At 61.0% G+C, this 22921-nt stretch carries 19 protein-coding genes; 6 read left to right on the forward strand and 13 right to left on the reverse strand.

The genetic code is table 11. From position 1 onward, the window contains the following. Positions 1–5 precede the first annotated feature (5 nt). A complete protein-coding gene (locus HNQ36_RS05825) occupies positions 6–1487 on the reverse strand; it encodes a caspase family protein (protein ID WP_184082992.1) in 1482 nt (493 codons plus the stop codon). 345 nt (positions 1488–1832) lie between these two features. Between HNQ36_RS05825 and HNQ36_RS05830 the strand changes: the two genes are divergently transcribed. Together HNQ36_RS05830 and HNQ36_RS05835 are read left to right on the forward strand one after the other, a co-directional pair. Beyond that, complete coding sequence (locus HNQ36_RS05830; RefSeq protein ID WP_184082993.1) at positions 1833–3248, forward strand: DEAD/DEAH box helicase; 1416 nt, start codon at positions 1833–1835, stop codon at positions 3246–3248. A 134-nt stretch (positions 3249–3382) separates the two neighbouring features. Next, the gene (locus HNQ36_RS05835; protein WP_184082994.1) at positions 3383–4450 is read left to right on the forward strand and encodes a diguanylate cyclase; all 1068 of its coding nucleotides are present in this window, start codon (positions 3383–3385) and stop codon (positions 4448–4450) included. Here HNQ36_RS05835 and HNQ36_RS05840 read toward each other — a convergent pair. The 8 genes from HNQ36_RS05840 to HNQ36_RS05875 all read right to left on the reverse strand — a co-directional run bounded on the left by HNQ36_RS05840 (position 4447) and on the right by HNQ36_RS05875 (position 11931). Next, complete coding sequence (locus HNQ36_RS05840; protein WP_184082996.1) at positions 4447–4941, reverse strand: TfoX/Sxy family protein; 495 nt, start codon at positions 4939–4941, stop codon at positions 4447–4449. The two genes, HNQ36_RS05835 and HNQ36_RS05840, sit on opposite strands and share 4 nt — an antisense overlap. A 73-nt stretch (positions 4942–5014) precedes the next feature. Then, positions 5015–5425 (reverse strand): HesB/IscA family protein, encoded by a 411-nt coding sequence (locus tag HNQ36_RS05845; RefSeq protein WP_184082998.1) that lies wholly within the window; start codon positions 5423–5425, stop codon positions 5015–5017. Positions 5426–5493: 68 nt separating this feature from the next. After that, a complete protein-coding gene (locus tag HNQ36_RS05850) occupies positions 5494–5874 on the reverse strand; it encodes an SUF system Fe-S cluster assembly protein (protein ID WP_184082999.1) in 381 nt (126 codons plus the stop codon). Next, a complete protein-coding gene (locus HNQ36_RS05855) occupies positions 5871–7118 on the reverse strand; it encodes a cysteine desulfurase (RefSeq protein WP_184084072.1) in 1248 nt (415 codons plus the stop codon). The genes HNQ36_RS05850 and HNQ36_RS05855 overlap by 4 nt, the downstream gene beginning before the upstream one ends. Continuing rightward, the gene (sufD, locus tag HNQ36_RS05860; protein ID WP_184083001.1) at positions 7115–8440 is read right to left on the reverse strand and encodes a Fe-S cluster assembly protein SufD; all 1326 of its coding nucleotides are present in this window, start codon (positions 8438–8440) and stop codon (positions 7115–7117) included. Before sufD ends, HNQ36_RS05855 begins: the two co-directional genes overlap by 4 nt. An 11-nt stretch (positions 8441–8451) precedes the next feature. Further along, the gene (gene sufC, locus HNQ36_RS05865; RefSeq protein ID WP_184083003.1) at positions 8452–9210 is read right to left on the reverse strand and encodes a Fe-S cluster assembly ATPase SufC; all 759 of its coding nucleotides are present in this window, start codon (positions 9208–9210) and stop codon (positions 8452–8454) included. Further along, on the reverse strand, positions 9207–10685 hold the full coding sequence (gene sufB, locus HNQ36_RS05870) for a Fe-S cluster assembly protein SufB (protein WP_184083005.1): 1479 nt from the start codon (positions 10683–10685) through the stop codon (positions 9207–9209). The genes sufC and sufB overlap by 4 nt, the downstream gene beginning before the upstream one ends. Positions 10686–10767: 82 nt before the next feature. Next, a complete protein-coding gene (locus HNQ36_RS05875; RefSeq protein ID WP_184083007.1) occupies positions 10768–11931 on the reverse strand; it encodes a cysteine desulfurase family protein in 1164 nt (387 codons plus the stop codon). Between the two features lie 241 nt (positions 11932–12172). On the opposite strand from HNQ36_RS05875, the gene HNQ36_RS05880 reads away from it, so the two are divergent. After that, positions 12173–12820, forward strand: a complete 648-nt coding sequence (locus HNQ36_RS05880) for an alpha/beta hydrolase (protein WP_006020406.1) — start codon at positions 12173–12175, stop codon at positions 12818–12820. Between the two features lie 78 nt (positions 12821–12898). On the opposite strand, the gene HNQ36_RS05885 is transcribed toward HNQ36_RS05880, so the two are convergent. Next, complete coding sequence (locus tag HNQ36_RS05885; protein WP_184083009.1) at positions 12899–13573, reverse strand: glutathione S-transferase family protein; 675 nt, start codon at positions 13571–13573, stop codon at positions 12899–12901. A 209-nt stretch (positions 13574–13782) separates the two neighbouring features. Beyond that, on the reverse strand, positions 13783–14880 hold the full coding sequence (locus HNQ36_RS05890) for an anhydro-N-acetylmuramic acid kinase (protein ID WP_184083012.1): 1098 nt from the start codon (positions 14878–14880) through the stop codon (positions 13783–13785). A gap of 155 nt (positions 14881–15035) precedes the next feature. Here HNQ36_RS05890 and tyrS point away from each other — a divergent pair, with 155 nt between their 5' ends. After that, positions 15036–16289 (forward strand): tyrosine--tRNA ligase, encoded by a 1254-nt coding sequence (gene tyrS / locus HNQ36_RS05895; RefSeq protein WP_184083014.1) that lies wholly within the window; start codon positions 15036–15038, stop codon positions 16287–16289. A gap of 21 nt (positions 16290–16310) precedes the next feature. On the opposite strand, the gene HNQ36_RS05900 is transcribed toward tyrS, so the two are convergent. Together HNQ36_RS05900 and HNQ36_RS05905 are read right to left on the reverse strand one after the other, a co-directional pair. Continuing rightward, complete coding sequence (locus HNQ36_RS05900; RefSeq protein ID WP_184083016.1) at positions 16311–16754, reverse strand: PaaI family thioesterase; 444 nt, start codon at positions 16752–16754, stop codon at positions 16311–16313. Further along, positions 16751–20371, reverse strand: a complete 3621-nt coding sequence (locus HNQ36_RS05905) for a YhdP family protein (RefSeq protein ID WP_184083018.1) — start codon at positions 20369–20371, stop codon at positions 16751–16753. Before HNQ36_RS05905 ends, HNQ36_RS05900 begins: the two co-directional genes overlap by 4 nt. 286 nt (positions 20372–20657) lie before the next feature. Here HNQ36_RS05905 and HNQ36_RS05910 point away from each other — a divergent pair, with 286 nt between their 5' ends. Next, entirely contained in the window at positions 20658–21407 is a 750-nt protein-coding gene (locus tag HNQ36_RS05910) for a peroxiredoxin (RefSeq protein WP_184083020.1), read from the forward strand. Between the two features lie 160 nt (positions 21408–21567). Beyond that, positions 21568–22914: a peptidoglycan DD-metalloendopeptidase family protein gene (locus HNQ36_RS05915; RefSeq protein WP_184083022.1), complete on the forward strand. Its 1347-nt coding sequence runs from the start codon at positions 21568–21570 to the stop codon at positions 22912–22914. Positions 22915–22921 lie beyond the last annotated feature (7 nt).

Below are 22921 nucleotides of genomic sequence, written 5' to 3' on the forward strand. Positions count from 1 at the left end.
CCTTCTTACCGCCGGAAGTTCTTGATCTCCGAAAGGCTGCCGTCCTGATAAGTCAGTTCGACTGAAACGGATCGGGTCGACGCGGGAATCTTCATGTACGACGCCGCGTTTTCCGGAATGGCGGACGGATCCCTAGGATTACATGGCGGAATTTTCACCACCTGGTTCGGCACCGTCGTGTCGATGCCGATCCGCATTTCCCGCACGGCGCAGCGGAACGACAATATCTGCGAGTAATAAACCAGCGGGCCGCTGTATCCGCCAAACGAAAGCCAGCTGTTCGACGTCATGTCCAGCAGCTTGCGATGGCTAGCGATGAGCGCCACTTCGGGATCGAACTTGATCGGAAACGGTCCCTGCATCTGGCCGGTCGGATCGACATAACGCACCTGAATCGTGGCCGCCGGCGCGTCGTTCGGCAGTTCTATCGAAGGGTTCGGCATGCGCCGCCGGGTGCGCGGATCGAGCGCATCGGTGAAACCGGTTTCCTTGAATTCGCCGCTCTCGCCAAGCCGCCACGAGATCGCCAGTGTCGGGTCGGCGATGGAGAACGCAATCGACCAACCGCCGTTGTGGCGCATGAAGCTCGCGATCGGCGCGTTGCCGTTGTCGATCACGATCGGCGGCGTCGGCTGCACTGGGAGCGCTGCCACTTGCGTTTGCGCCTCAACCGCGATGGCGCGATTGCCGTCCTTCGCTGGCTTCAAAATGTAGTCACCGACGATCTGATCGTAATAAGCGGGCGTCTGCATCCGGCTCGCCGCCACCGTCATCTGACGGACATCGGACTGGGTCCGCTTTGCGATCTGCACGAGATTGAGACCCGGTTGCGCCAGTTCGCGCACGAAACTGCGGGTGAACACCGAATTGGGATTGGGATCGTTGTCGTTCAGGCGGTCGAGCGCGGTCTGCTTTGCACCTGCGGAAAAAATCACGAACACACCTTCCGGTGGCGAGATCGGCGCGAGTCCCCCGCTCCCCCCGAGAGCGCGCGTGCCTGTCGCCTCGAAGGGATTATTGCGGCAGGCATCGAATACGAAAATCGAGGTTCGTGCACCACGAGCCTGAAGCCGTGAAATCACGCGCTCGGCCGAGAATGCGCCATCCCGGATCAACTCTTCCTGCCCTTGCGTGACCGCAGCGATATCCGTCGGCAGCAGATAGTTCTGGCCGTTGATTTCGAATCCGTGTCCGGCAAAAAAGAAAAATGCCGTGTCGCCCGGCTCGACGATCTTATCGAACGCCAGCATCGTTTCGCTGAACGCCTTGCGGGTCTGATTTTCGGCGAACAGCACATTGAAGCCGAGCTGCTTCAGCGCATCGGTCATGGTCCGCGCGTCGTTCACAGCCTTCTGCAGCCGTGGCACGTTGCGATAGTCGTTGTTGCCGATCACCAGCGCCACGCGCCTTTCGGCGGAAGCTGGCGCGGCAAACGCCACCAACGCGACAAGGCCGATCAGCAGCGTCCTGATCCGAAATATGGTCATGATCCTGTCCCCTCAGGCCGCCCGAAGGGCAAGGCCCGGTTCCGGCGGTCAGTATGTCATAGTCGTCAAGGACAAGAAGGCGGTTCATGCACCCCTGCCAGAGGGTAGGAAACCCATTCAACTTGTTGTCGTATTAAGGTTTTTCGCGGTTTTAACCCTCAAATTCATTGACTTTCGCCGTTTCATGCCTATGTTCCGCTGCAACGCGGTCAGAATCGAGACGCGATTCCCTGGCCAGCCGCCTGTCGGCAAATATCTCCTCCCCGTGCCCTTAAAGCGTGCCGTTCCGGGGTGAGCGCGACAGAAATTTCCAGAGTCCGAACGGCGATTTCGACTCGAGGCTCAATGTCCTTTTCCAATCTCGGCCTGTCCGACAAGGTTCTCGCTGCCGTGGCAGCGACTGGTTACACGACCCCTACCCCCATCCAAGAACAAGCGATCCCCCACGTTCTCGCCCGGCGCGACGTGCTCGGCATCGCGCAGACCGGCACCGGCAAGACCGCCGCCTTCGTGCTTCCGATGCTGACGCTGCTGGAAAAAGGCCGGGCCCGCGCGCGGATGCCGCGTACCCTCATCCTCGAGCCGACGCGCGAACTCGCCGCGCAGGTAAAGGAAAACTTCGACAAGTACGGCGCCGGCCAGAAACTGAACGTCGCCCTTCTGATCGGCGGCGTGTCATTCGGCGATCAGGACACCAAGCTGACGCGCGGCGTCGACGTGCTGATCGCGACGCCAGGCCGGTTGCTGGATCACACCGAGCGCGGTGGCCTGCTCCTCACCGGCGTCGAACTGCTGGTGATCGACGAAGCCGACCGCATGCTCGACATGGGCTTCATTCCTGACATCGAACGCATCTGCAAGCTGGTGCCGTTCACCCGCCAGACCCTGTTTTTCACCGCGACCATGCCGCCGGAAATCCGGCGCATCACCGAGACCTTCCTGCACAATCCGGAAAAGGTCGAAGTCTCCAAGCCGGCATCGACCGCGACCACCGTGACCCAGTCGCAGGTCAGCGTGGGCCGCGAGCCTCACGAAAAGCGTGAAGTGCTCAGGCAGTTGCTGCGCGACGCCAAGGATCTCAAGAACGCGATCATCTTCTGCAACCGCAAGCGCGAAGTCGCGCTGCTTTACAAATCCCTTCAAAAGCACGGTTTCAGCGTCGGGGCCCTTCATGGCGACATGGATCAGTCGGCTCGAACCGCCTCACTCGACCAATTCCGCAAGGGTGAACTTCCGCTGCTGGTGGCCTCCGACGTCGCCGCTCGCGGCCTCGACATCCCCGAAGTCAGCCATGTCTTCAATTTCGACGTTCCTCACCATCCGGATGATTACGTCCATCGCATCGGCCGCACCGGCCGGGCGGGCCGCTCCGGGACGGCAATTTCGATCGTCAGCCCAGCGGACCAGAAATCTGTCACCGCTATCGAGAAGCTGATTGGCCAGCCGATCGCCCGCGCCGATTTCGTCCCCCTTGAGAACAGCGATGCGCCCCCATCGCCAGCCCGCGAACAGCAGGCCGAGCGTGCACCGGAAGACCGCAAGCCTCGCCGCGATTCCCAGCGAACCCGTGGTGGCCGTAACAAGTCCCGCAAGCCTGAAGGCGCAGACCGGAAACCTCAGGCAGTCGAAAAACCCGCACAGTCCCAGCCGCCGTCAATCGGACGCGCAATGCCGCCGGCAGCGCGCGAACAACATGCGGAGCCGGGAGACCACTCACATCTTCCTGCGTTCCTGCTAAGGCCAGTCCGCGCCCGCGGCTAAGCTACAACTATTTGACCCGTCTGCCGATTATGTCGTTTACGGGTCATTCATTCTCCTCCCTTAACGTGCCTTCGATATTTTTAGCCATTTCGTTGACAAAGGCTGGCAGAAGCCCGCCTTGAAGGACACCGAACGTGATTGGCCTGCTGGAAGAATACGAGCGCACCATGGCGTTCGCCGAAGTTGCTTTGGGTCAAATCCGATCCTTGCGGCAGAATGCAGTGCCTCGCAATTACGAGATTTGGTACATCTACGCGACCGGCTACAACGCCGCGCTCAACAAGATCATCAACGAAACGCTGGGTCGCAACGGCAAACTGACCGAGGCCGACCTCGAGCAGATTTACGAAACCTATCTCTCCCAGAACCGGACCACTGAGCGTATCGACACGGTCGGTACTCGGGTGATCAATGAAATCGACGACGTGATGAATCTCATCACGGATGCTCTGGGAATGACGTCCACGTTCGGGCGCAACCTCGAAGGAGCCACCCAGAAACTGTCCGGCGCCAAGGATCGCGAACAGGTGAAGGCCGTGGTCGAAGCGCTTGTGGCATCGACGCGGGAGATGCAGGAAACGAACAAAGCGCTGGAAGCCCGCCTCGCCACGTCCAAGCAGCAGATCAGTAGCCTCCAGCACAGTCTTGAAGCCATTCGCAACGAAAGCCTGACCGACCCCCTCACCTCGCTCGGGAATCGGAAGTTCTTCGACCGCGCCATCGAAAACGCGGTTGCGCACGCGGCCGAATGCGGCGAGCCGCTGTCCTTGCTGATGCTCGACATCGATCATTTCAAATCCTTCAACGACAACTACGGTCATCTCACCGGCGACCAGGTACTGCGCCTCGTCGCGATGTCGCTGAAGCAGACCACTAAGGGCCAGGACATCACTGCGCGTTACGGCGGCGAAGAGTTCGCCGTGGTGCTGCCAAATACGGCCCTGCGTCAGGCGCTGACGGTCGCCGACAACATCCGCCGCGCCGTAATGTCCAAGCAGTTGAAAAAGAAATCGACAGGCGAAATTCTCGGCCGCGTGACCATTTCGGTCGGAGTGTCGATGCTGCAGCCCGGCGATGACCGCGAAAGACTGATTGAGCGCGCGGATGCTTGCCTCTATGCAGCCAAACGCAACGGCCGCAATCGGGTGATCTGCGAAGCCGATCCCGAATTCTCGCCGACAGACCGCATTCAGGTCGCTTAACGCTTTTTCGCGGTAGCCCGTTTCGGGCTTATCTTCTTGCTCTTAGTCGTTCTCTTGGCAGCTTTCGCCCGCGCCTTCTTTCCTGCGGACGGCTTTGCGTTGCTCGTCCTGACCTTGGCCGGGACGGGCTTCGCAGCCTGCTTGGTTGTCCGTTTTTTTGCCCCGGACTTCTTCGCCGCAGCCCGTTTCGCCGCGCCCACGGCCTCGCGCGCCCACGCAGCCAGTTCTTCAGGATCGTCGTAGAGCCGCTCCGGCAAATGTCGATACGATTTCACCACGACCGTCTTGTTTTTAGTTTCGTACTGGAACGGCTTGGCGCCCTCGGCTTCGTAGCGAGGGATTGTCAGATCATCGACTCTGAAGATGACACCTGCGCGCAACGCCATGGCGAAGTTCACGCCATCAGCAGCGATGCCATAGCCGCTGAACATCCGCCGCAGCACGACGGGTCCGAATTCCGAAAAAAGGTCGATGAGATAGTCGCGGTCCATCGCGTAATCCGCAAAAGTGGGTACCGGTTTTGCGACCAGAATACGCGAAACTAAAAAAGCCGGACCGGATCGATCAGCCGTCGATTTTTGCGGCGGTCAACTGAACCGACTCGCCGCAACCGCAGGCGCTGACCTGATTGGGATTGTTGAAGATGAACTGCGCCTGCATCTTGTCGGCCTTGTAGTCCATCTCGGTGCCGAGCAGGAACAGAACAGCCTTCGGATCGACGAGAACCTTCACGCCCTTATCCTCGACCACCTCGTCGGTCGGGCGCACTTCATGGGCATACTCGACGGTGTAGGACTGGCCCGCGCAGCCGCCATTCTTGATGCCGACGCGAAGGCCGACGATCTCGGAGTCGGCGCGCGCCGACAGTTCCTTGACCCGCGACGCCGCTGCATCCGTCAGTCGCATGACCTGCGGACGGGGACGAACAGCCGGCTTTGCGGCGGGTGTCGGAGTGCTTGGCGTCATACCGGTCATTTGGTCATTTCCCGCGGCGATTCAATGCCGCCTTCAGATTACATGCCGAGTCGGTAACGATCTTCAAATCACCACATGTTGAGGACGAGGCGTGCCTCGTCTGACATCCGGTCGGGCGTCCAGCTCGGCTCCCAAACGACGGCGACGCTGACAGGACCGACACCTGCGACACTCGCCACAGCGTTCTCCACCATGGTCGGCAATTCGCCAGCGGCCGGACAGTTCGGCGTGGTCAGCGTCATCTGCACGTCCACGGAGCGGTCGTCCTTGATATCGACCTTGTAGATCAGGCCGAGCTCATAGATGTCCGCCGGGATTTCAGGGTCGAACACGGTCTTCAGCGCGGCCACGATGTCGATGCCGAGCCGCTCGGTTTCCTCGGGAGGAAGCGCCGACTGGGTATCGAATTTCAGGGCCGCCGGTTCGGCCGTCTGGATGGTGTCGTTCATGAGAATAGCTCCCGCGCCTTGATAAGCGCCTGCGCCAACTGATCGACTTCAGCGCGCGTATTATACATGCCAAATGAGGCACGGCACGTCGCCGTCACGTTGAATCGCTCCAGAAGTGGCATGACGCAATGGGTGCCTGCCCGGACCGCGATGCCGCCACGGTCGATGACCGTCGCCACATCATGTGGGTGTGCGCCCGTCATTTCGAAAGAGATAACCGGCCCTTTCCCCTTCGCCGTGCCGATAATGCGAAGCGAATTGATCTCGCGCAGCCGGTCGGTCGCATAGGTCAGCAGATCGTGCTCGTGCTTCGCGATACGGTCCTTGCCGATCGAATTCACATAGTCGATCGCCGCACCGAGCCCGATCGACTCGACGATGGCCGGCGTGCCGGCCTCGAACTTATGCGGCGGATCGCCGTAGGTCACCCAGTCCTTCGCGACCTCGCGGATCATTTCACCGCCGCCGTTATAAGGGCGCATCGCAACGAGGTGATCGTACTTTGCGTACAGCACGCCGATCCCGGTCGGCCCGTAGAGCTTGTGACCGGTGAAGATATAGAAATCGCAATCGATGTCCTGCACGTCGATAGCCATATGCACGGCCGCCTGGCTGCCGTCCACCAGCACCGGAATGCCGCGCGCATGCGCGAGCTTCACGACGTCCTTGACCGGCACGACGGTGCCGAGCGCATTCGACATCTGCGTGATGGCGACGAGCTTGGTGTTCGCTGTCAGCAGCTTTTCGAATTCGTCGATCAGGAAGTTGCCTTCATCATCGACCGGCGCCCACTTGATGACCGCTCCGTGCCGCTCTCGCAAGAAATGCCACGGCACGATGTTCGAGTGATGCTCCATGATCGAGAGCACGATCTCGTCGCCTGCCTTGATGTTCGGCTCACCCCATGACGACGCCACGAGGTTGATGGCCTCAGTGGCATTGCGTGTGAAGATGATCTCTTCGTTGCGCTTCGCGTTAATGAACTGCGCAACCTTGGTGCGGCCGCCCTCGTAGGCGTCCGTCGCCGCGTTGGCGAGATAATGCAGGCCGCGATGGACGTTGGCGTATTCGGACTTGTAGGCTTCCATCATGCGGTCAAGCACGGCATTCGGCTTCTGCGCCGAGGCCGCGTTGTCGAGGTACACCAGCGGCTTGCCATAGACTTTCAGCGCGAGCGCCGGAAAATCCTGCCGGACGCGCTCCACATCATATGAACCGTTGGCAACTGCCGGATGCATGATCAGCCTCGCGTCGCCAGCCATCGCTCGGCAGCGGCGATCGCGAAGTCGCGAAGATTGTCATCCACGATCGACTCGATAGCCTCCCCGACGAAAGCTGCGATCAGAAGTGCCTGCGCTTCCTTCTCAGGCAGACCGCGGGCGCGCAGGTAGAACAACAAACTCTCGTCCAGCGCTCCCGTGGTCGCGCCGTGACCGCAGGTCACATCGTCCGCGAAGATTTCCAGCTCCGGCTTGTTAGATGCTTCGGCCTCGTCAGACAGCAACAGAGCACGAGTCATCATCTTGCCGTCGGTCTTCTGCGCGTCCGGGCGCACAATGATGCGCCCCTGAAACACCGAATGCGCGCGATCATCGAGAACCGCGCGGAACACCTCGCGGCTCGCGCAGTGCGGAACCGCATGATCGACCACCAGCGTGGTGTCACCATGCCGGCGAGCGCCGAGCAGATTGACGCCGTTGGTGGTGAGCTCGCTGCCTTCGCCTGCAAACGTGATGAAGCCCTGATAGCGGCTGACATTGCCGCCATTGGTCAGGTTGAATGTATTCAGCTTCGCCTTCGCACCGATGGTGAAGATGCCGGTCGCGATGTGGGCCGCGTCGAGCGCGTCTTCCATCAGGCGGACATGCTGAAGCTCAGCGTCGTCACCAACCCAGATAACGACGGAGTCGTGGGTCTGGTAGGACGCAGCACCTTCCGCTGCAACGAAGCTTTCGACGAACGTGGCGCGTGCACCCTTCCCGATCTTCAGCAACGAACGCGTGACAAGCGACGTTCCTGAATCGGTGGCTACATGAACGATATGAATTGGTTTGGCGAGCACAGCGCCTTCGGCCACGTCGATCACGACGCCATCCGTCGCGAGCGCGGCGTTCAGCGAAATCATCGCGTCCGATGCAACGCTGGTGATCAGCAGGTCGGCGCGCACCTTGTTGTCGTTATCCTCAAGAACCTCGCGCAACGCCTTCACATGAACGCCCGCTTCGAGCGCCGTCACATCCGACAGTTGCGGCGCGAACACGCCGTCGACGAGCACCAGATTCTGCGTGCCATCGATGCCGAGCGACTTGATCGCTTTCGCAGCGCGCGCAAGGTCAGCCTGATCCGGCGCAGGGGCCAGCGGTGCCACCTCGCGCAGCAACGCGCGTAGGTCGGTATACTTCCATTCCTCGATACGCCGATGCGGCAGGCCGCGACGCGCAAAGTCGTCGAAAGCATTCTGCCGGACTTCGGCAACGATGCCCGATCCTGGCAGACGGCCGCGCGCCGCGGCGAATAACTCGCTGAGCGCATGCTCCGTCGTGGGCTTAACCAATGCAACGTTCATGATGGACCCGCTTACGCTGCCTTGTCTTCGAACTGGGCGTAACCGGACTCTTCCAGCTCCAGCGCCAGTTCCTTGCCGCCGCTCTTCACGACGCGCCCCTTCGACATCACGTGGACGAAGTCCGGGGTGATATAGTTCAGCAGCCGCTGATAGTGCGTGATAACGACCATCGCGCGATCCTTCGAGCGCAGCGCGTTGACGCCGTCGGCGGCGACACGCAGTGCGTCGATGTCGAGACCGGAATCCATTTCATCGAGGATGCACAGGCTCGGCTGGAACAGCGCCATCTGCAACACTTCATTGCGCTTCTTCTCGCCGCCGGAGAAGCCGACGTTGACGCCGCGCTTCAGCATATCCATCGGAATGTTGAGCGAGTCCGCGACGGAACGCACCTTCTTCAGAAAATCAGGGACCAGAAGCTCGGCTTCGCCACGCGCCTTGCGCTGGGCATTCAAAGCGGTGCGCAGGAAGTTCATGGTGGTGACGCCGGGAATTTCCACCGGATACTGGAACGCGAGGAATACGCCCTTGGCGGCGCGCTCATCCGGCGCCATCTCCAGAACGTCTTCGCCCTTGAACAGGATTTCGCCAGCGGTCACGTCGTAGCCCGGCTTGCCGGCAATGACGTGGCTCAGCGTCGATTTGCCGGAGCCGTTCGGCCCCATGATTGCATGAACTTCGCCCTGATTCACCGTGAGGTCGAGACCATGCAGGATCTCGTTATCTTCCACCTGAACCTTGAGGCCTTTGACTTGCAGTAACGCGGTCATCCAACACTTCCTTCCAGCGAGATCGAGATCAGCTTCTGAGCTTCGACCGCAAATTCCATCGGCAATTGCTGCAGCACATCCTTGACGAAGCCGTTGACGACCAGCGCCACGGCTTCTTCCTGGCTTAGTCCGCGCTGCACGCAATAGAACAGCATGTCTTCGGAAATCTTCGACGTGGTCGCTTCGTGCTCGAACAGCGCCGATGCATTCTTGGCTTCGATATACGGCACGGTGTGCGCGCCGCACTTGTCGCCGATCAGCAGCGAGTCGCAGGCTGTGAAGTTGCGCGCGCCGGTTGCCTTGCGATGGGCGGTAACGAGGCCGCGATAGGTGTTCTGCGAGACGCCGGCGGCGATACCCTTCGAGATGATGCGGCTGGTCGTGTTCTTGCCCAGATGAATCATCTTGGTGCCGGAATCGACCTGCTGATAACCGTTCGAAATCGCGATCGAATAGAACTCGCCACGCGAGTTGTCGCCACGCAGGATGCAGCTCGGATACTTCCAGGTAATCGCGGAGCCGGTCTCGACCTGCGTCCACGAAATCTTGGAATTCTTGCCGCGGCAGTCACCACGCTTGGTGACGAAGTTGTAGATGCCGCCCTTGCCTTCCGAGTTGCCCGGATACCAGTTCTGAACCGTCGAGTATTTGATCTCGGCGTCATCGTGGGTGACGAGTTCAACTACGGCGGCGTGCAACTGGTTCTCGTCGCGCTGCGGCGCGGTGCAACCTTCGAGATAGCTGACGTATGAGCCCTTGTCGGCGATGATCAGCGTGCGCTCGAACTGGCCGGTGTTGCGCTCGTTGATGCGGAAGTAGGTCGACAGCTCCATCGGGCATTTCACGCCCGGCGGCACGTAAACGAACGAGCCGTCGGAGAACACAGCCGAGTTGAGCGTCGCGAAATAGTTGTCGGAGGTCGGCACCACGGTGCCGAGATATTTCTTCACCAGATCGGGATGCTCGCGGATTGCTTCCGAGATCGGCATGAAGATCACGCCGGCTGCCTTCAGCTCGGCCTGGAACGTAGTTGCGACCGACACCGAATCGAACACGGCATCAACGGCCACGCGGCGCTCGCCTTCAGGGCGCACAACGCCGGCCAGCATTTCCTGCTCGCGCAGTGGAATGCCGAGCTTCTCGTAGGTCTTCAGAATTTCCGGATCGACCTCGTCGAGCGAGGCCAGCGCGTTCTTCTTCGGCGCGGAATAATAATAGAGATCCTGATAATCGATCTTCGGATAGTCGACACGAGCCCAGGTCGGCTCTTCCATCGTCAGCCAGCGGCGATACGCTTCAAGACGCCATTCCAGCATCCATTCCGGTTCGTTCTTCTTCGCGGAGATGAATCGGACGGTGTCTTCGGAAAGCCCTTTCGGGGCCTTCTCGGATTCAATGATGGTCTCGAATCCATAACGGTATTGGTCGACGTCGATCTGGCGAACCCGATCAACCGTCTCTTGTACGGCCGGCATTTGAATCCTCCGCTCGCGGTTTCAAGGACCGCGGTGGACCGCTTAAGTTGTATCAAGCAAGAACACACGCAATACGTGAAGGTTAGAACTGTTCAAGCCCGATTGCTGTGGCTTTACGTAATACACCTGAGAGCTTTATCCAAGCCTCAAGACACCTATCTATGTCTGCTTCGGTGGTGTCCCAGCCCAGACTGAGGCGAATAGCTCCCTGCAGGAGCGCCGGATCGGCCTCCATCGCCTGCAGGACATGGGAGGGCTGGACCTTGCCCGAGGAACAGGCAGATCCCGACGATACCGCAATGCCCTCCAGATCGAAGCCGATCACAGCGGTTTCTGCCTTCAGGCCAGGGGTCGAAACCAGCGTGGTGTTGGGCAACCGCGCAACCGAGTCCGAGAAGATGACGGTTCCGGGATGGTTCCTGAGGCCGGTTTCAAGCCGCGCCTGAAGGGATCTCATTCGAGGCGCATCGGCGTCCATGGACGCGACGGCGGCCCTCACCGCGGCTCCAAAGCCCGCGATTCCGGCGACATTCTCGGTTCCGGCCCGGCGGCCCTGCTCCTGACCGCCGCCCCTGACCTGCGCATGCAGGCCTTCGAGCCCGGCGGCGACAGCGACTGCTCCGATCCCCTTGGGACCGCCGACCTTATGCGCAGAAATCGTGAGAATATCCGCCCCGAGCGCCTTGATATTGATCGGTATTTTAGAAAGCGCCTGAACCGCATCCACATGCAGCAGGCTTCCGGCCTCATGAACCAGCGCAGCCACCTCGGAGACTGGTTGGATCGCCCCGGTCTCGTTGTTCGCCAGCATGATCGAGACCAGCGCCGGAGGTCCGCTTGCCAGCAACGCGGCGAGGCTCTCCAGGTCGATCACGCCCGAGGGCAGCACCGGCGCGATCTCGACCGCGCCCTGCGCGAATCGACCGCCCGCGAGCACCGACGGATGCTCGATGGCCGAGACGATAAGCCGCTGCACCGGTTCCCCGCCGCTTCGGTGCAACGCCGGCGTCAGCGCCAGCGCGTTCGCCTCCGTACCTCCCGAGGTGAAAATGACGTTCCGGAGATCGGCGCCGACAGCTTCAGCCACGGCCGCTCTCGCGTCCTCGACAAGCCTTCGGGCGGCGCGTCCCTCGCTGTGCACGGACGATGGATTGCCGCTGACGTCAAACGCAGCCGCCATCGCCGCGCGGGCTTCCGGCCGCAGCGGCGTCGTCGCATTCCAGTCGAGATAGACACGGTCACGCATGATGTCTGACAATCCAGTCCGATCCGCAGGGCGCTTTACCCGACAATTGCATGAAAATAATCAGCAATCCGGGTCTCCTAGATACTCCCTGCGGGCTCAATATGCTTGCTTTTTGCCCCTTGCCCCATGCTAGAACGCGGCACCCGTTCATCGCGCCGCTCTGCGCGGCTGACAACACGCGAGAGACATCCCGTTTGCACCGGCCAGTCGGCTTGCACAACGATGCTCCAAAGGAACATTGATGCCTGAGGTTATTTTCACCGGCCCTGCCGGCCGTCTTGAAGGCCGATACCACCCGGCGAAGCAGAAGAATGCGCCGATTGCGATGGTGCTGCACCCGCATCCGCAGTTCCAAGGCAACATGAACCACCCGATCGTGTATCAGGTCTATTACGCGTTCGTGGCGCGCGGCTTCTCGGTGCTGCGCTTCAACTTCCGCGGCGTCGGCCGCAGCCAGGGACAATTCGACCACGGCACCGGCGAACTGTCGGATGCGGCATCGGCACTCGACTGGGCACAGACCATCAATCCCGAAGCACGCGCCTGCTGGGTTGCCGGCTTCTCGTTCGGCGCGTGGATCGGCATGCAGCTTCTGATGCGCCGTCCCGAGGTCGAAGGCTTCATCTCGATCGCGCCTGAGCCCAACCGTTACGACTTCTCGTTCCTCGCGCCTTGCCCCTCGTCCGGCCTGATTGTTCATGGCGACAAGGACATCGTCGCGCCTGCGAAGGACGTCACGACGCTGGTCGAGAAGCTCAAGACGCAAAAGGGAATCGTGATCGACCAGCAGGTCATTCCCGGCGCCAACCACTTTTTCGTCGACAAGATGGAGCCGCTGATGGAATCGGTGACGTCCTATCTCGACATGCGGTTGGCCAACGTCCGCTAACGAAACGATCTTTTCCAAACGAAAATGGCGCGGACGAAACATCGTCCGCGCCATTTTCATTTTACTGAACCTGCGCCTTTAAGCAGCAGCACGCTGATCCAGTTGGGAAAGATACGACTTGTGCTTCTTCAGGAAAGCCCGCAGCAGCGCGGGATATTCGGCGCTCACAGCCAAGACCACTGACGGCCGCTCGCGCAGGCTTTTGCGCCAGCGTGCGATCTTCGGCTTATCGGCAAGGATGCCGAAATCGCCAATTTCATCGAACGTATCGAAATAGCGAAACACCGGCGCGAACACTGCATCGACCAGCGAGAAGGATTCACCGTCAAACCATGGCGCCGCGACGAGTCGCGTTTCAAGCCGCGCAAACTTTTCAGTCGCCTGCTTCACCTTGACGTTGAACGCTGCCTCGTCGGTGGCCGTTTCCAGTCCCCAGATGTCCGCCAGCACGGCGGAGCCGAACTCCATCCACGCGCGATGTTCGGCGCGGGTCAGCGGATCTTTCGAATGCAGCGGCTTGGGCTGGGTTTCCTCGAGATATTCGAGAATGACCGCGGATTCGAAAACAACCTTGTCGCCAACCTGAAGCACCGGCACCTTGCCGAGCGGCGAAATCTTCAGGAACCAATCGGGCTTGTTGTCGAGATCGATGTCGATCCGCTCGAACGGCACGCCTTTCTCCGTCAAGGAGATCACCGCGCGCTGCACATAAGGGCAGAGCTTGTGGCTGATGAGCTTGAGTGTCTCGCTCATGGCGCTTTCCTCCACTGATGCGAGCACGGCGGCGGGCGATCGCTTTCAACATTGGACGCCGTCTGACGCACATAGCGCCACACGCCGTCGCGAATGATCTGAACTGCGAAAATTAGTTCGGCGACAAGCATCGGGATTCCTTCCATGCACCTGCATGCAAGTTAATGCGAGCGCATGAAACCTGTCAAGATCCATGCAGGTGCATGAAATCACGGTTTCGCGAGGACGCCACCTGTCAGTGGCGCGACGACGCCTGTGGTTCCCGGAAATGTCAGCGGCAAGCCTTTGAGGCTGCGGACGGCCATGTAGGCAAAGGCCTGGGCCTCGACCGCGTCCCCCGTCCAGCCAAGATCGGCGCCACGCATCACGGACGCGGGCGCCACGCGCTCGCCCAGCATCTGCATCAAGGTCGGATTGCTGGCGCCTCCGCCCACGGCAATCCAGTTCGCGGGTAGCTTCGGCAATGCAGGCGCAACCATCGCGATCGAAGCTGCCGTAAATGCCGTCAGGGTAGCCGCGCCATCCTCCGTGCTCATGCCGTCAACACTCAGCGCTGCGAAATCATTGCGATCGAGTGATTTCGGTGGTGGCGCTGTAAAGAAGGGGCGGCTCAATGCGCGCGAGATCCAGTCCTGATCGGCACGTCCTCTGGCCGCCGTGCGCCCATCGCGATCCACCGCCTCGCCTGTCCTGCGCAGCATGAAATCGTCGAGCAGCGCATTGCCGGGTCCTGTGTCGCAGGCGATCAATGTTTCACTGTCGATGTAGGTGATGTTGGCAACGCCGCCGATGTTCACGACCATCACTGGTCCTGCGCGGTTCAATAGTCGTACCAGCGCGCGATGATATACCGGCACCAAAGGCGCGCCCTGCCCGCCTGCAGCGACGTCGGCGGCGCGCAGATCGAACACCACCGGCATACATAGTGCCTTGGCCAGCGCATGACCGTCGCCGATCTGCACCGTCAGTTTCTGATCCGGACGATGCAGGACCGTCTGGCCGTGAAAGCCGACGACATCGATGGCGTCGCGAGAGAGATTGTGAGCTTTCAAAAAACTCTCGATTGCTTCTGCATGGGCACGTGTAACCAGCGACTCCGCATCCGCGAGAGCACCCGGACGTGCATCGCGTTCCGTGATCGACGCTGCATCGGCAAGCGCCTGCCTCAGCAAAGCGCGTTCGCTATCGCTATAGGCGCGATAGGAGGTCGGCCCGAACGTCCCGATACGCTCGCCGTCCGTATCGATCAGCGCGACATCGACGCCATCGAGAGACGTCCCGCTCATCAGCCCAATCGCCTTCAGCAAGAGCCTCTCCTTCAGCCAAAATGCCCGCATTCATCGTTTTGTGCGCATTCTGGCCGCAAAGGCCGAATACGCGCTTGGTTGAATCCGACGCCGGACCTGATACACCACAGGCCCAAACAAAACGCTAAATAGCTCAATCGTCAAAGAGTGCCTCCATGAGCGCCTACAAGTCCGATTTCCTCAATGTCCTTCAGAGCCGCGGCTTCATCCACCAGATGTCGGACGCCGCCGGTCTCGATGTCCTTGCCGACAAGGGCGATGTGACAGCCTACATCGGATACGACTGCACGGCCTCGTCCCTGCATGTCGGGCACCTGCTATCGATCATGATGCTGCACTGGCTCCAGCAGACCGGCAATAAGCCGATCGTGCTCATGGGCGGCGGCACCACCCGGGTCGGCGATCCGTCCGGCCGCGACGAGACGCGCAAGCTGCTGACTTACGAGCAGATCGATGCCAACAAGGAAAGCATCAAGGGAACCTTCACGAAGCTGATCCGGTTCGGCGCGGGTAAAACCGACGCCGCGATGGCCGACAATGCAGAGTGGCTGACGGCGCTCAACTACATCGAGATGCTTCGTGACGTTGGCCGGCACTTCTCGATCAATCGTATGCTGACCATGGACTCGGTAAAGATGCGGCTCGAGCGCGAGCAGGAGCTGTCGTTTATCGAATTCAACTACATGATCCTGCAGTCCTACGATTACGTAGAACTATCGCGGCGCTACGGCTGCAACCTGCAGATGGGCGGCTCCGACCAATGGGGCAACATCGTCAACGGCATCGATCTCGGCCGCCGCATGGGAACGCGCCAGCTCTACGCGTTGACGTGTCCTCTGCTGACGACCTCGTCGGGCGCGAAAATGGGCAAGACCGCTGCGGGCGCAGTCTGGCTGAATGCAGACCTGCTCAGCAACTACGACTACTGGCAGTTCTGGCGCAACACCGAGGACGCGGACGTCGAGCGCTTCCTGAAGCTGTTCACCCTCCTGCCGATGGATGAGATCGCGAAACTCGCGGCACTCAAGGGACAGGACATCAACGAGGCGAAGAAGATCCTCGCGACCGAAGCGACGGCGCTCATTCGCGGCCGCGAAGCTGCGGATGCGGCATCGGAGACAGCGCGAAAGACGTTCGAGGAAGGCACCATCGCGGGTGACCTGCCGACGCTGGAAATCTCCCGCGCCGAACTCGACGCCGGCGCCCCCGCTTTGGGGCTGTTCGTCAAGGCCGGCCTCGTGGCATCGAATGGCGAAGCGCGGCGTCAGATCAAGGGCGGCGGCCTGCGTGTCAATGACGCTCCGGTCACCGATGAAAAGATGAGCCTGACGCCGAAGGATCTGACGTCGGAAGGCGTGGTGAAGCTCTCGATGGGACGCAAGAAGCACGTACTTCTGAAACCAGTGTAGGAAGCGCGTCGCGAACCTTGGCTAGCCTTGGCGGCGCATGGTCATCATGGTCGCCGACATCGTGGCCACCAATTTTTCGCGGCCATCGTCGCTGGCGAAGGCGCGGCCTTCCGCGATGACAAGCGTGCGGCCCGGTTTCACAACACTGCCAACGAAACGGAACGTCTGGCCTTTGGCAGGCGCCAGCAGGTTGATCTTGAACTCGACTGTGAGGATATCCGCTTGCGCGGGCATCAGCGTGTAAGACGCCAGCCCGCACGCGGTATCCAGTCCAGCCGAGACGATGCCGCCGTGCAGGAAGCCGTTCTGCTGCGAGAACTTCACATCGTACGGCATCTTCAGTTCAAGCGTTCCCGGCTCGATCCTGGTCAGCGTTACTCCAAGCGTGGCCAAAGCCATTTGACCCGCGAACGTCCTTCGCACCCGCGCTTCGTAGTCGGGATCCTGAATCTGAAATGCGCTCATTGCTGGTTGGGAGTCGCAAAATCCGCTGGGGCGTTTTGTCTGCCGGTGTTGAAGTCGAAGATCTTGCGGAATACGCCGGGCGCCATGGCCGAAATCGGATTGACCCGCAAAACAGGCGCGCCGGGTGTTCCGACCACTTCATATGTAATGCCGATCAGGCCTTCATTGCTGCCGCCGCCGAGGAACAGGCCGACGATCGGAATCTGCCCGAACATGTTGTTCAGACCATAGAGCGGAACGAAGGTGCCGCTCATCTTCACCTGATTGACGGGATAGTCGATGAAACCTTCGATCGTCGCTCCGATCGTCGGGCCGCGAAGCACGCCGTCCTTGACCCGTAGCTGGCCGCTCTGGCGCGTAAACTCTGCGCGCATGCCGGAAAAACCAACGCCCTGCGAATTTGCGCCCGGTGCATTGGCGACAGCCCGGTCAAGCGCGGCCTCGCCTTTGATAACAAAGTCGCGAACGTTCAGCAGTCCCTCCTGGGGCGCCGTATCCGACGTCGGCGGATCGACAGCCAGCCACATCTTGCCGCCATTCATCTTCGCGTACGTGTCGGTGAAACGGAAGAACGCGCCTGCGTCGCTGGTCTCGAGATACATCACGTCACGTCCCTGCGCACGCCCACGCAGGTCCCCGATCACCGGCGTATCGCGCCCCAGCTTGCCGCTGAGCGAGAACGATCTGATCGCACCGCCGCGACGCGTGAGTTTCAGATCTATGCTGCGGACCGCTTCGCCATAGAAACCCGCCAGCGCGCCGAGCTTGGCGTCGATATCGATGTCGAAATTCTTGGATTTTTCCTTGGTGTTCTGGTCCCTGCCTGACATCGCGCTCTTGATGAAGCCGCGGCCGTCGAACACCTCGCCCCGCATCGTAACCTTGAGCATTCCGTCCGGCAGCCGCTCGGCCTTCAGGTTTGCCTTGTCGCCTTCCGACGGCGAAAACGTCGGGAAGGACACACTGACGAGATCGTTCTTGTCGTCGACCTCCAGCGAACCCTTGATCAGCGTCCCACTGCCTTCGACGACGATATCCTCGAAGCGCGTCCCTTGAGGCTTCTGCACGACGTTGAAGGTCATCTTGGTCGTCTTGCCCGCAACCTTGGTCCAGCCGGGCAGCAGGTTGTCGATGCGCGCGGCGGTGAGGTCCGCCTCGACGCCAAAGCGATTGTCGCGGTTGTCGCCCTCGCCGCCGGCGATCTTGCCGGTCAGCTTGATGGGAATGGCGCCGCTCAGGCTCGATCCCAGATCAACGCCAAGGCGCGCGCGGGCCGCATCGTCAAGGGTCGCCGAAACGCGCACGTCGGCGTCCCCCTCGTTGTTCTTGCGATAGTCGAGTGCCGCTGGTTGCCCGCCGATCTTGACGTCGCCCTTCACCCGATACCCCTGATTATCGGCGACGACCTTCAGCGAGTTTGCCTCAAGCTTCTGGTTCATTGCGAGCTTGTCGACGGCCAGCGCGCCAAGATCGAGGTTGATGGAGTAAGTCGTATCCGCCTTGGTCAACGCATTCTTCAGAGGCATCGCCAGCGTGACAATCGCGGAAACCGTTCCTTTGCTCGAATTGGGATCGATTGCCGTATCGCCGGCTTCGCGCAGCCGCTCTGATTGCAGAACTTCGGCAGCCGCCGGAACCGGACCATCAATCCGGAAGCGCACCTTGGTCGGGGCAGGTTTCGGCGCAAGATCCGGCACCTCGAACGTCAGGTCGGAAATATTCAACCGTCTGCCGGCCGGCGTATCGACCGCACCTTGCCCGACGTTGATGTTGACCGTGCGTCCGCTGACACGGCCCTTCATGTCGGCATCGCGAACCAGCGGCATGTCATCGACTGGCTTGATGGTCAGGCCGCTCGCCAGGAAATTCACCGACAGGCCATCGTCAGGAATCGGCGGACCGCCGCGGACCAGCGTATGGACCGGCGCATTCACGGCAACATCGAGCCGCTGGACCATTCCACGATCGACCCGCTCGGTGACCCACTCGCGGACTTCGGGCGCAATGAGAACGGGCCAGATGCGCTTCAGCACCGTCACCGGCATCGGCGTCGCCGCCATGCCGAGCGTCAACCGCGCTTCGCCGGAATAGTCGAGGCTTCCGGAACCCGCGACACCGATCTCGCCGTTGCTGATGTCGCATTGAGTCAAAAGTACGCGCCGGTTTTCGGTATCGAACCGAAGGCGAATGGCGATGCGGTTGAAGATCGAGGGGGCTTCTCCCGCTTCACCGGCCAGCAGAATTGTTCCGCCGCTGAGTCCGAGTTGCCAGTTCGGGATGCTGTCATTGGGTGGCTCGAGATGTGCCAGCAGCGTGATACGGTTGGCGCCTGCGTAAACATGAAACGGCGCCACCATGACGCGGCGGCCTGCATCCCACTCGACGCGCGCATCGGCGTGGTCGATCACCATTGGATAGTCGGGCACGTTGAGATCGACGATGGTGCCCTTGCCCGCAACAATTTCGCCCCGGAAATAGGTGGGCAGCCCATCGCGGCCGATCTCGCCCTTGAACTCGCCGCTGAGGGGCATGTCCGCCGCGTAGGTGAAATCCTTCAAGCGGGCCGCAAGCAGCAGGTTGTTGGTCGGAACCTTGTTAGCGCTGATTTCGATCGATCGCACGCCGTTGGACGGCGCACCGACCGCGACCTTGAGCTCCCAGCCGTTCTTGCCTTCTTCGCCGACGCTAAGCGCAACACCGCCGCCCAACGGACGGCGCAAGCTCAGGCTGATGTTCGAGAAGTTGAGGACTCCGCCGTTGCGCTGATCCTCGACCGTCAGCACACCATTGCGCAATCCGATTTCGTTGAGGCTCTGGCCATCAAGACCGTTGGCGCTGAGACTGTCGAGCCAATCAAGCGCAGCAAGCAGCCCTCCCGTACCGTTCGACGCTGCGGCCGATGTCGCAGGCACTGCCGGTGGCGCGGGCGATGCCTGAAACGGCAATGGTGTCGGGCCGGAAGCGGCCGGCGGTGCGGGTTTAACGGGAACCTTGCCGGTCGCGAGCGGGCTGTTGCTTTGTCCCGTCGAAACAATTACGCGGCCGTCGGGCGTGATCCGCACCGCAAGTTCGGCGCCCACGAGCCGAAGCGTTTCAGCGCGAAGCCGCCCGGTGAAGAGCGCCATCCCGGAAAGCCGCACTTCCGCTTTCGGCGCGCTCGCAACGATATTGCGGTCGTGATCCCGTACAACGATGTCGCGCAACCGCACCGCAATCCTGATCCGGCCGGCACGTTCGATCTGCGTGCCTCCAACTTCAACGGTGTGATTGTGTCCAAGATTCTCTTCGATCGCCGATGCCAGCCAGGGCGTCATCACGTCGAGATTTACCGGGCCGGCACCAAGCCGCAGCCATAGCGCTCCGAACGCCGCGGCAAAGATAAGACTCACCGACATCAGAACAATCGCGGTCCGCCCGGCCCATCGACTGCGCGCGATCCCTCGGCGCACCCCGCGAAACCAGTCTGTGACCCGATGAATTCCGATGCTTGGCCGATTGAGAAGTTTGACCGCCCTGTCACACGCCGCAGCGTCATGGTGATTCCATCCGGAATCATCCCAATGCCGGTGCTCGTCTGCAGCCTTCGCAAAGGCTTTCTGGGGCTCTGATCTCGGCATTGCCTCTCGGTATTGATAGTCAGCCTGGTCGCGCCGCCGGGCGTCAAAGCGTCAAATTGGAGACTCGCTCCGTCGGAGTACTGCCAGACTAAAGGTCCAGTCTTAGTTTATTGTATTGTCCGTCGTTCGACCGGTGGCCTGAGAGAGTCGAAAATTCAATAAAATGGCTATCCACCATACCCCGGGGACGTCAAATTTGCCCAGCCGAAGAAGTTGGCATTAGTGGTCTGGTCGCGGTTCTCGCGAATCCCAAAATACCCCGCTGAAAGCGACGAAAGGAAGGCGTATGTCCAAGAAAACGCGTAAGAAATCGTCCAAATCGAGCCCGACGGCGGGGAGCGGAAAAACCAAGAGCTCCGAGCGGGTTGCCACCAGAGCAGCGGCCTCATCCGCCGCTGGTAAATCTGGCAGAAAAACCACGGCCAAACGGGGGGCGACGAAAGCTGCGGCAACAAAAAGAACATCTGCAGCCAGCACATCAAAACGCGCCGGCGCGAAGACCGCATCGGCCATAAAGCCTGCAGCATCCGCAACAAAGGGCAAACCGGCGACCGCACCGGTCCGGATGGTGGGAACGCTTACAGAGGGCAAACCCGCGCCTGCGTTCTCCTTGCCGCGCGATGGCGGGCAACTCGTGTCGCTGGCGACCTATGCCGGGCGCAAGCTGGTGATCTTCTTCTATCCCCGCGCGGACACACCGGGGTGCACCCTCGAAGCCGTCGCCTTCAGTCGCCTGGCCGATGCCTTCGCAGCGGCCCAGACTGCTGTTCTCGGAGTTTCGGCAGACCCGGTAACCGCGCAGGAAGCGTTTCGCGACAAGCACGAACTGACCGTCCCCCTTGTGTCGGATGAGACGCTCGGGATGCTGAAGGCCTATGGCGTATGGGGCGAAAAATCGATGTACGGCAAGACGTTCATGGGGATTATTCGGACAACGGTTCTGCTCGACGCTAGCGGCAAAGTCGCAAAAGTCTGGCGCAACGTCAGGGTCGATGGCCATGCCGATGAGGTGCTGGCCGCGGCGCGAGTCGCCTAGCGGGACTGGCGCGTCGACGTTCGCTACCTAACCTCCCCACGCGACTCCAGATTTTGGCACCGCAACTAAGTACCGTTTTCCGAAAATTAACCATGAAAGGTTCAAATCAGCCTCTGTAAATGAGCCGTCCGGAGCCGTTCCGACCGGCGCGGGAGTGCTGATGTCGAACCGTTCCGCCCACTATTCTGATCACCCCAAACATCACGCCCATGAGCATGCAAGGGCGCCGCAGCGACGCCCGGCGCACCATCGCCCAGATCGCAACGGCTACACGATCGTCCATCACGGCAAGGCGGTGCGATTCGGGCCGGTGGTATTCTGGATCGTCGCGGGATCGATCGTCGTCATGGGCGCGTGGTCCGCGGCGACGGCGACCTACTTCGCTTTCCGTGACGACGTACTGACGCGGCTGATCGCACGCCAGGCCGAGATGCAGTACGCCTACGAAGACCGCATCGCGGAACTTCGCGCGCGCGTCGATCGCACCACCAGCCGCCAGTTGCTCGATCAGGAGCAATACGATCAGAAGCTCAACCAGATCATGCGGCGGCAGGCGCTGCTTGAATCGCGCGCCGCGGCACTCAACGCCATGCCTGATACCGCCCCGACCGGCTCGGTCAAGCCGACCGCGCGCGGGCCACAGTCGACCGACGCCAGCGCGACGACAGGAATGCCCAAGCCGTCACCGATCAACGACACCGTGATCTTCGTCACGCCGCCGGATCGTGAGGCCCGGCTTGAATCGCGGACGCCAGCAGTCGCCCAGCCGCGCACGGAATTCGCGAACGCTCAGGGCGTCGATAGCGTGTTGTCGAACCTGCAGACAGCGCTCGACAAGGTCGAGGGCCGCCAGACGGCCACACTCAGTTCCGTCGAAGGTAGTTACGAGTCGCGGATGCGCCGGATGCGCGGCGTGATCACCGATCTCGGCCTCGACATGGCGCAGTTGGAAGCCGCTACCCCGAAAGGCGGCGTGGGCGGACCATTCGTACCCGCAAAGCCCGGGTCGGATGCCGGCGCATTCGAGCGGCAGCTCTACCGCATCAACCTCACGCGCGCGCAGGTGGACAAGCTGACGCGCACGTTGTCGCTGGTGCCCTACCGGAAGCCGGTGGTGGGCAATGTCGAATTCTCGTCCGGCTTTGGCGTGCGCAGCGATCCATTCCTCGGCCGCCCGGCTATGCACACCGGCCTCGATTTCCGTGGCTCAACCGGCGATCCGGTGCGCGCCACCGCGAGCGGCAAAATCGTCACTGCGGCGTGGAGCGGCGGCTACGGCCGCCTGGTGGAGATCGATCACGGCAACGGCCTCTCGACGCGCTATGGGCATCTGTCGGAGATCAACGTCAAAGTCGGCCAGCATGTCACGATCGGCCATGTGATCGGCGCGGTCGGCTCGACGGGCCGGTCAACGGGCCCTCACCTTCATTATGAAACGCGTATCGACGGCGATGCGGTGGACCCGCAGAAATTTCTTCGCGCGGGCGTTCGCCTGACTCAGGGTTAGTTTCAGT

The organism is Afipia massiliensis (assembly GCF_014203115.1).
In the GTDB taxonomy this organism is placed as follows: Bacteria; Pseudomonadota; Alphaproteobacteria; order Rhizobiales; family Xanthobacteraceae; genus Afipia; species Afipia massiliensis.

Coding starts and splice junctions, on each gene's coding strand:
- HNQ36_RS05905 (WP_184083018.1), bottom strand. CDS start 20,371: ATGCCGAGATCAGAGCCCCAGAAAGCCTTTGCGAAGGCTGCAGACGAG.
- tyrS (WP_184083014.1), top strand. CDS start 15,036: ATGAGCGCCTACAAGTCCGATTTCCTCAATGTCCTTCAGAGCCGCGGC.
- sufD (WP_184083001.1), bottom strand. CDS start 8,440: ATGAACGTTGCATTGGTTAAGCCCACGACGGAGCATGCGCTCAGCGAG.
- HNQ36_RS05850 (WP_184082999.1), bottom strand. CDS start 5,874: ATGAACGACACCATCCAGACGGCCGAACCGGCGGCCCTGAAATTCGAT.
- HNQ36_RS05910 (WP_184083020.1), top strand. CDS start 20,658: ATGTCCAAGAAAACGCGTAAGAAATCGTCCAAATCGAGCCCGACGGCG.
- HNQ36_RS05880 (WP_006020406.1), top strand. CDS start 12,173: ATGCCTGAGGTTATTTTCACCGGCCCTGCCGGCCGTCTTGAAGGCCGA.
- HNQ36_RS05825 (WP_184082992.1), bottom strand. CDS start 1,487: ATGACCATATTTCGGATCAGGACGCTGCTGATCGGCCTTGTCGCGTTG.
- HNQ36_RS05900 (WP_184083016.1), bottom strand. CDS start 16,754: ATGAGCGCATTTCAGATTCAGGATCCCGACTACGAAGCGCGGGTGCGA.
- HNQ36_RS05830 (WP_184082993.1), top strand. CDS start 1,833: ATGTCCTTTTCCAATCTCGGCCTGTCCGACAAGGTTCTCGCTGCCGTG.
- HNQ36_RS05840 (WP_184082996.1), bottom strand. CDS start 4,941: ATGGACCGCGACTATCTCATCGACCTTTTTTCGGAATTCGGACCCGTC.
- HNQ36_RS05915 (WP_184083022.1), top strand. CDS start 21,568: ATGTCGAACCGTTCCGCCCACTATTCTGATCACCCCAAACATCACGCC.
- sufB (WP_184083005.1), bottom strand. CDS start 10,685: ATGCCGGCCGTACAAGAGACGGTTGATCGGGTTCGCCAGATCGACGTC.
- HNQ36_RS05875 (WP_184083007.1), bottom strand. CDS start 11,931: ATGCGTGACCGTGTCTATCTCGACTGGAATGCGACGACGCCGCTGCGG.
- HNQ36_RS05845 (WP_184082998.1), bottom strand. CDS start 5,425: ATGACCGGTATGACGCCAAGCACTCCGACACCCGCCGCAAAGCCGGCT.
- sufC (WP_184083003.1), bottom strand. CDS start 9,210: ATGACCGCGTTACTGCAAGTCAAAGGCCTCAAGGTTCAGGTGGAAGAT.
- HNQ36_RS05885 (WP_184083009.1), bottom strand. CDS start 13,573: ATGAGCGAGACACTCAAGCTCATCAGCCACAAGCTCTGCCCTTATGTG.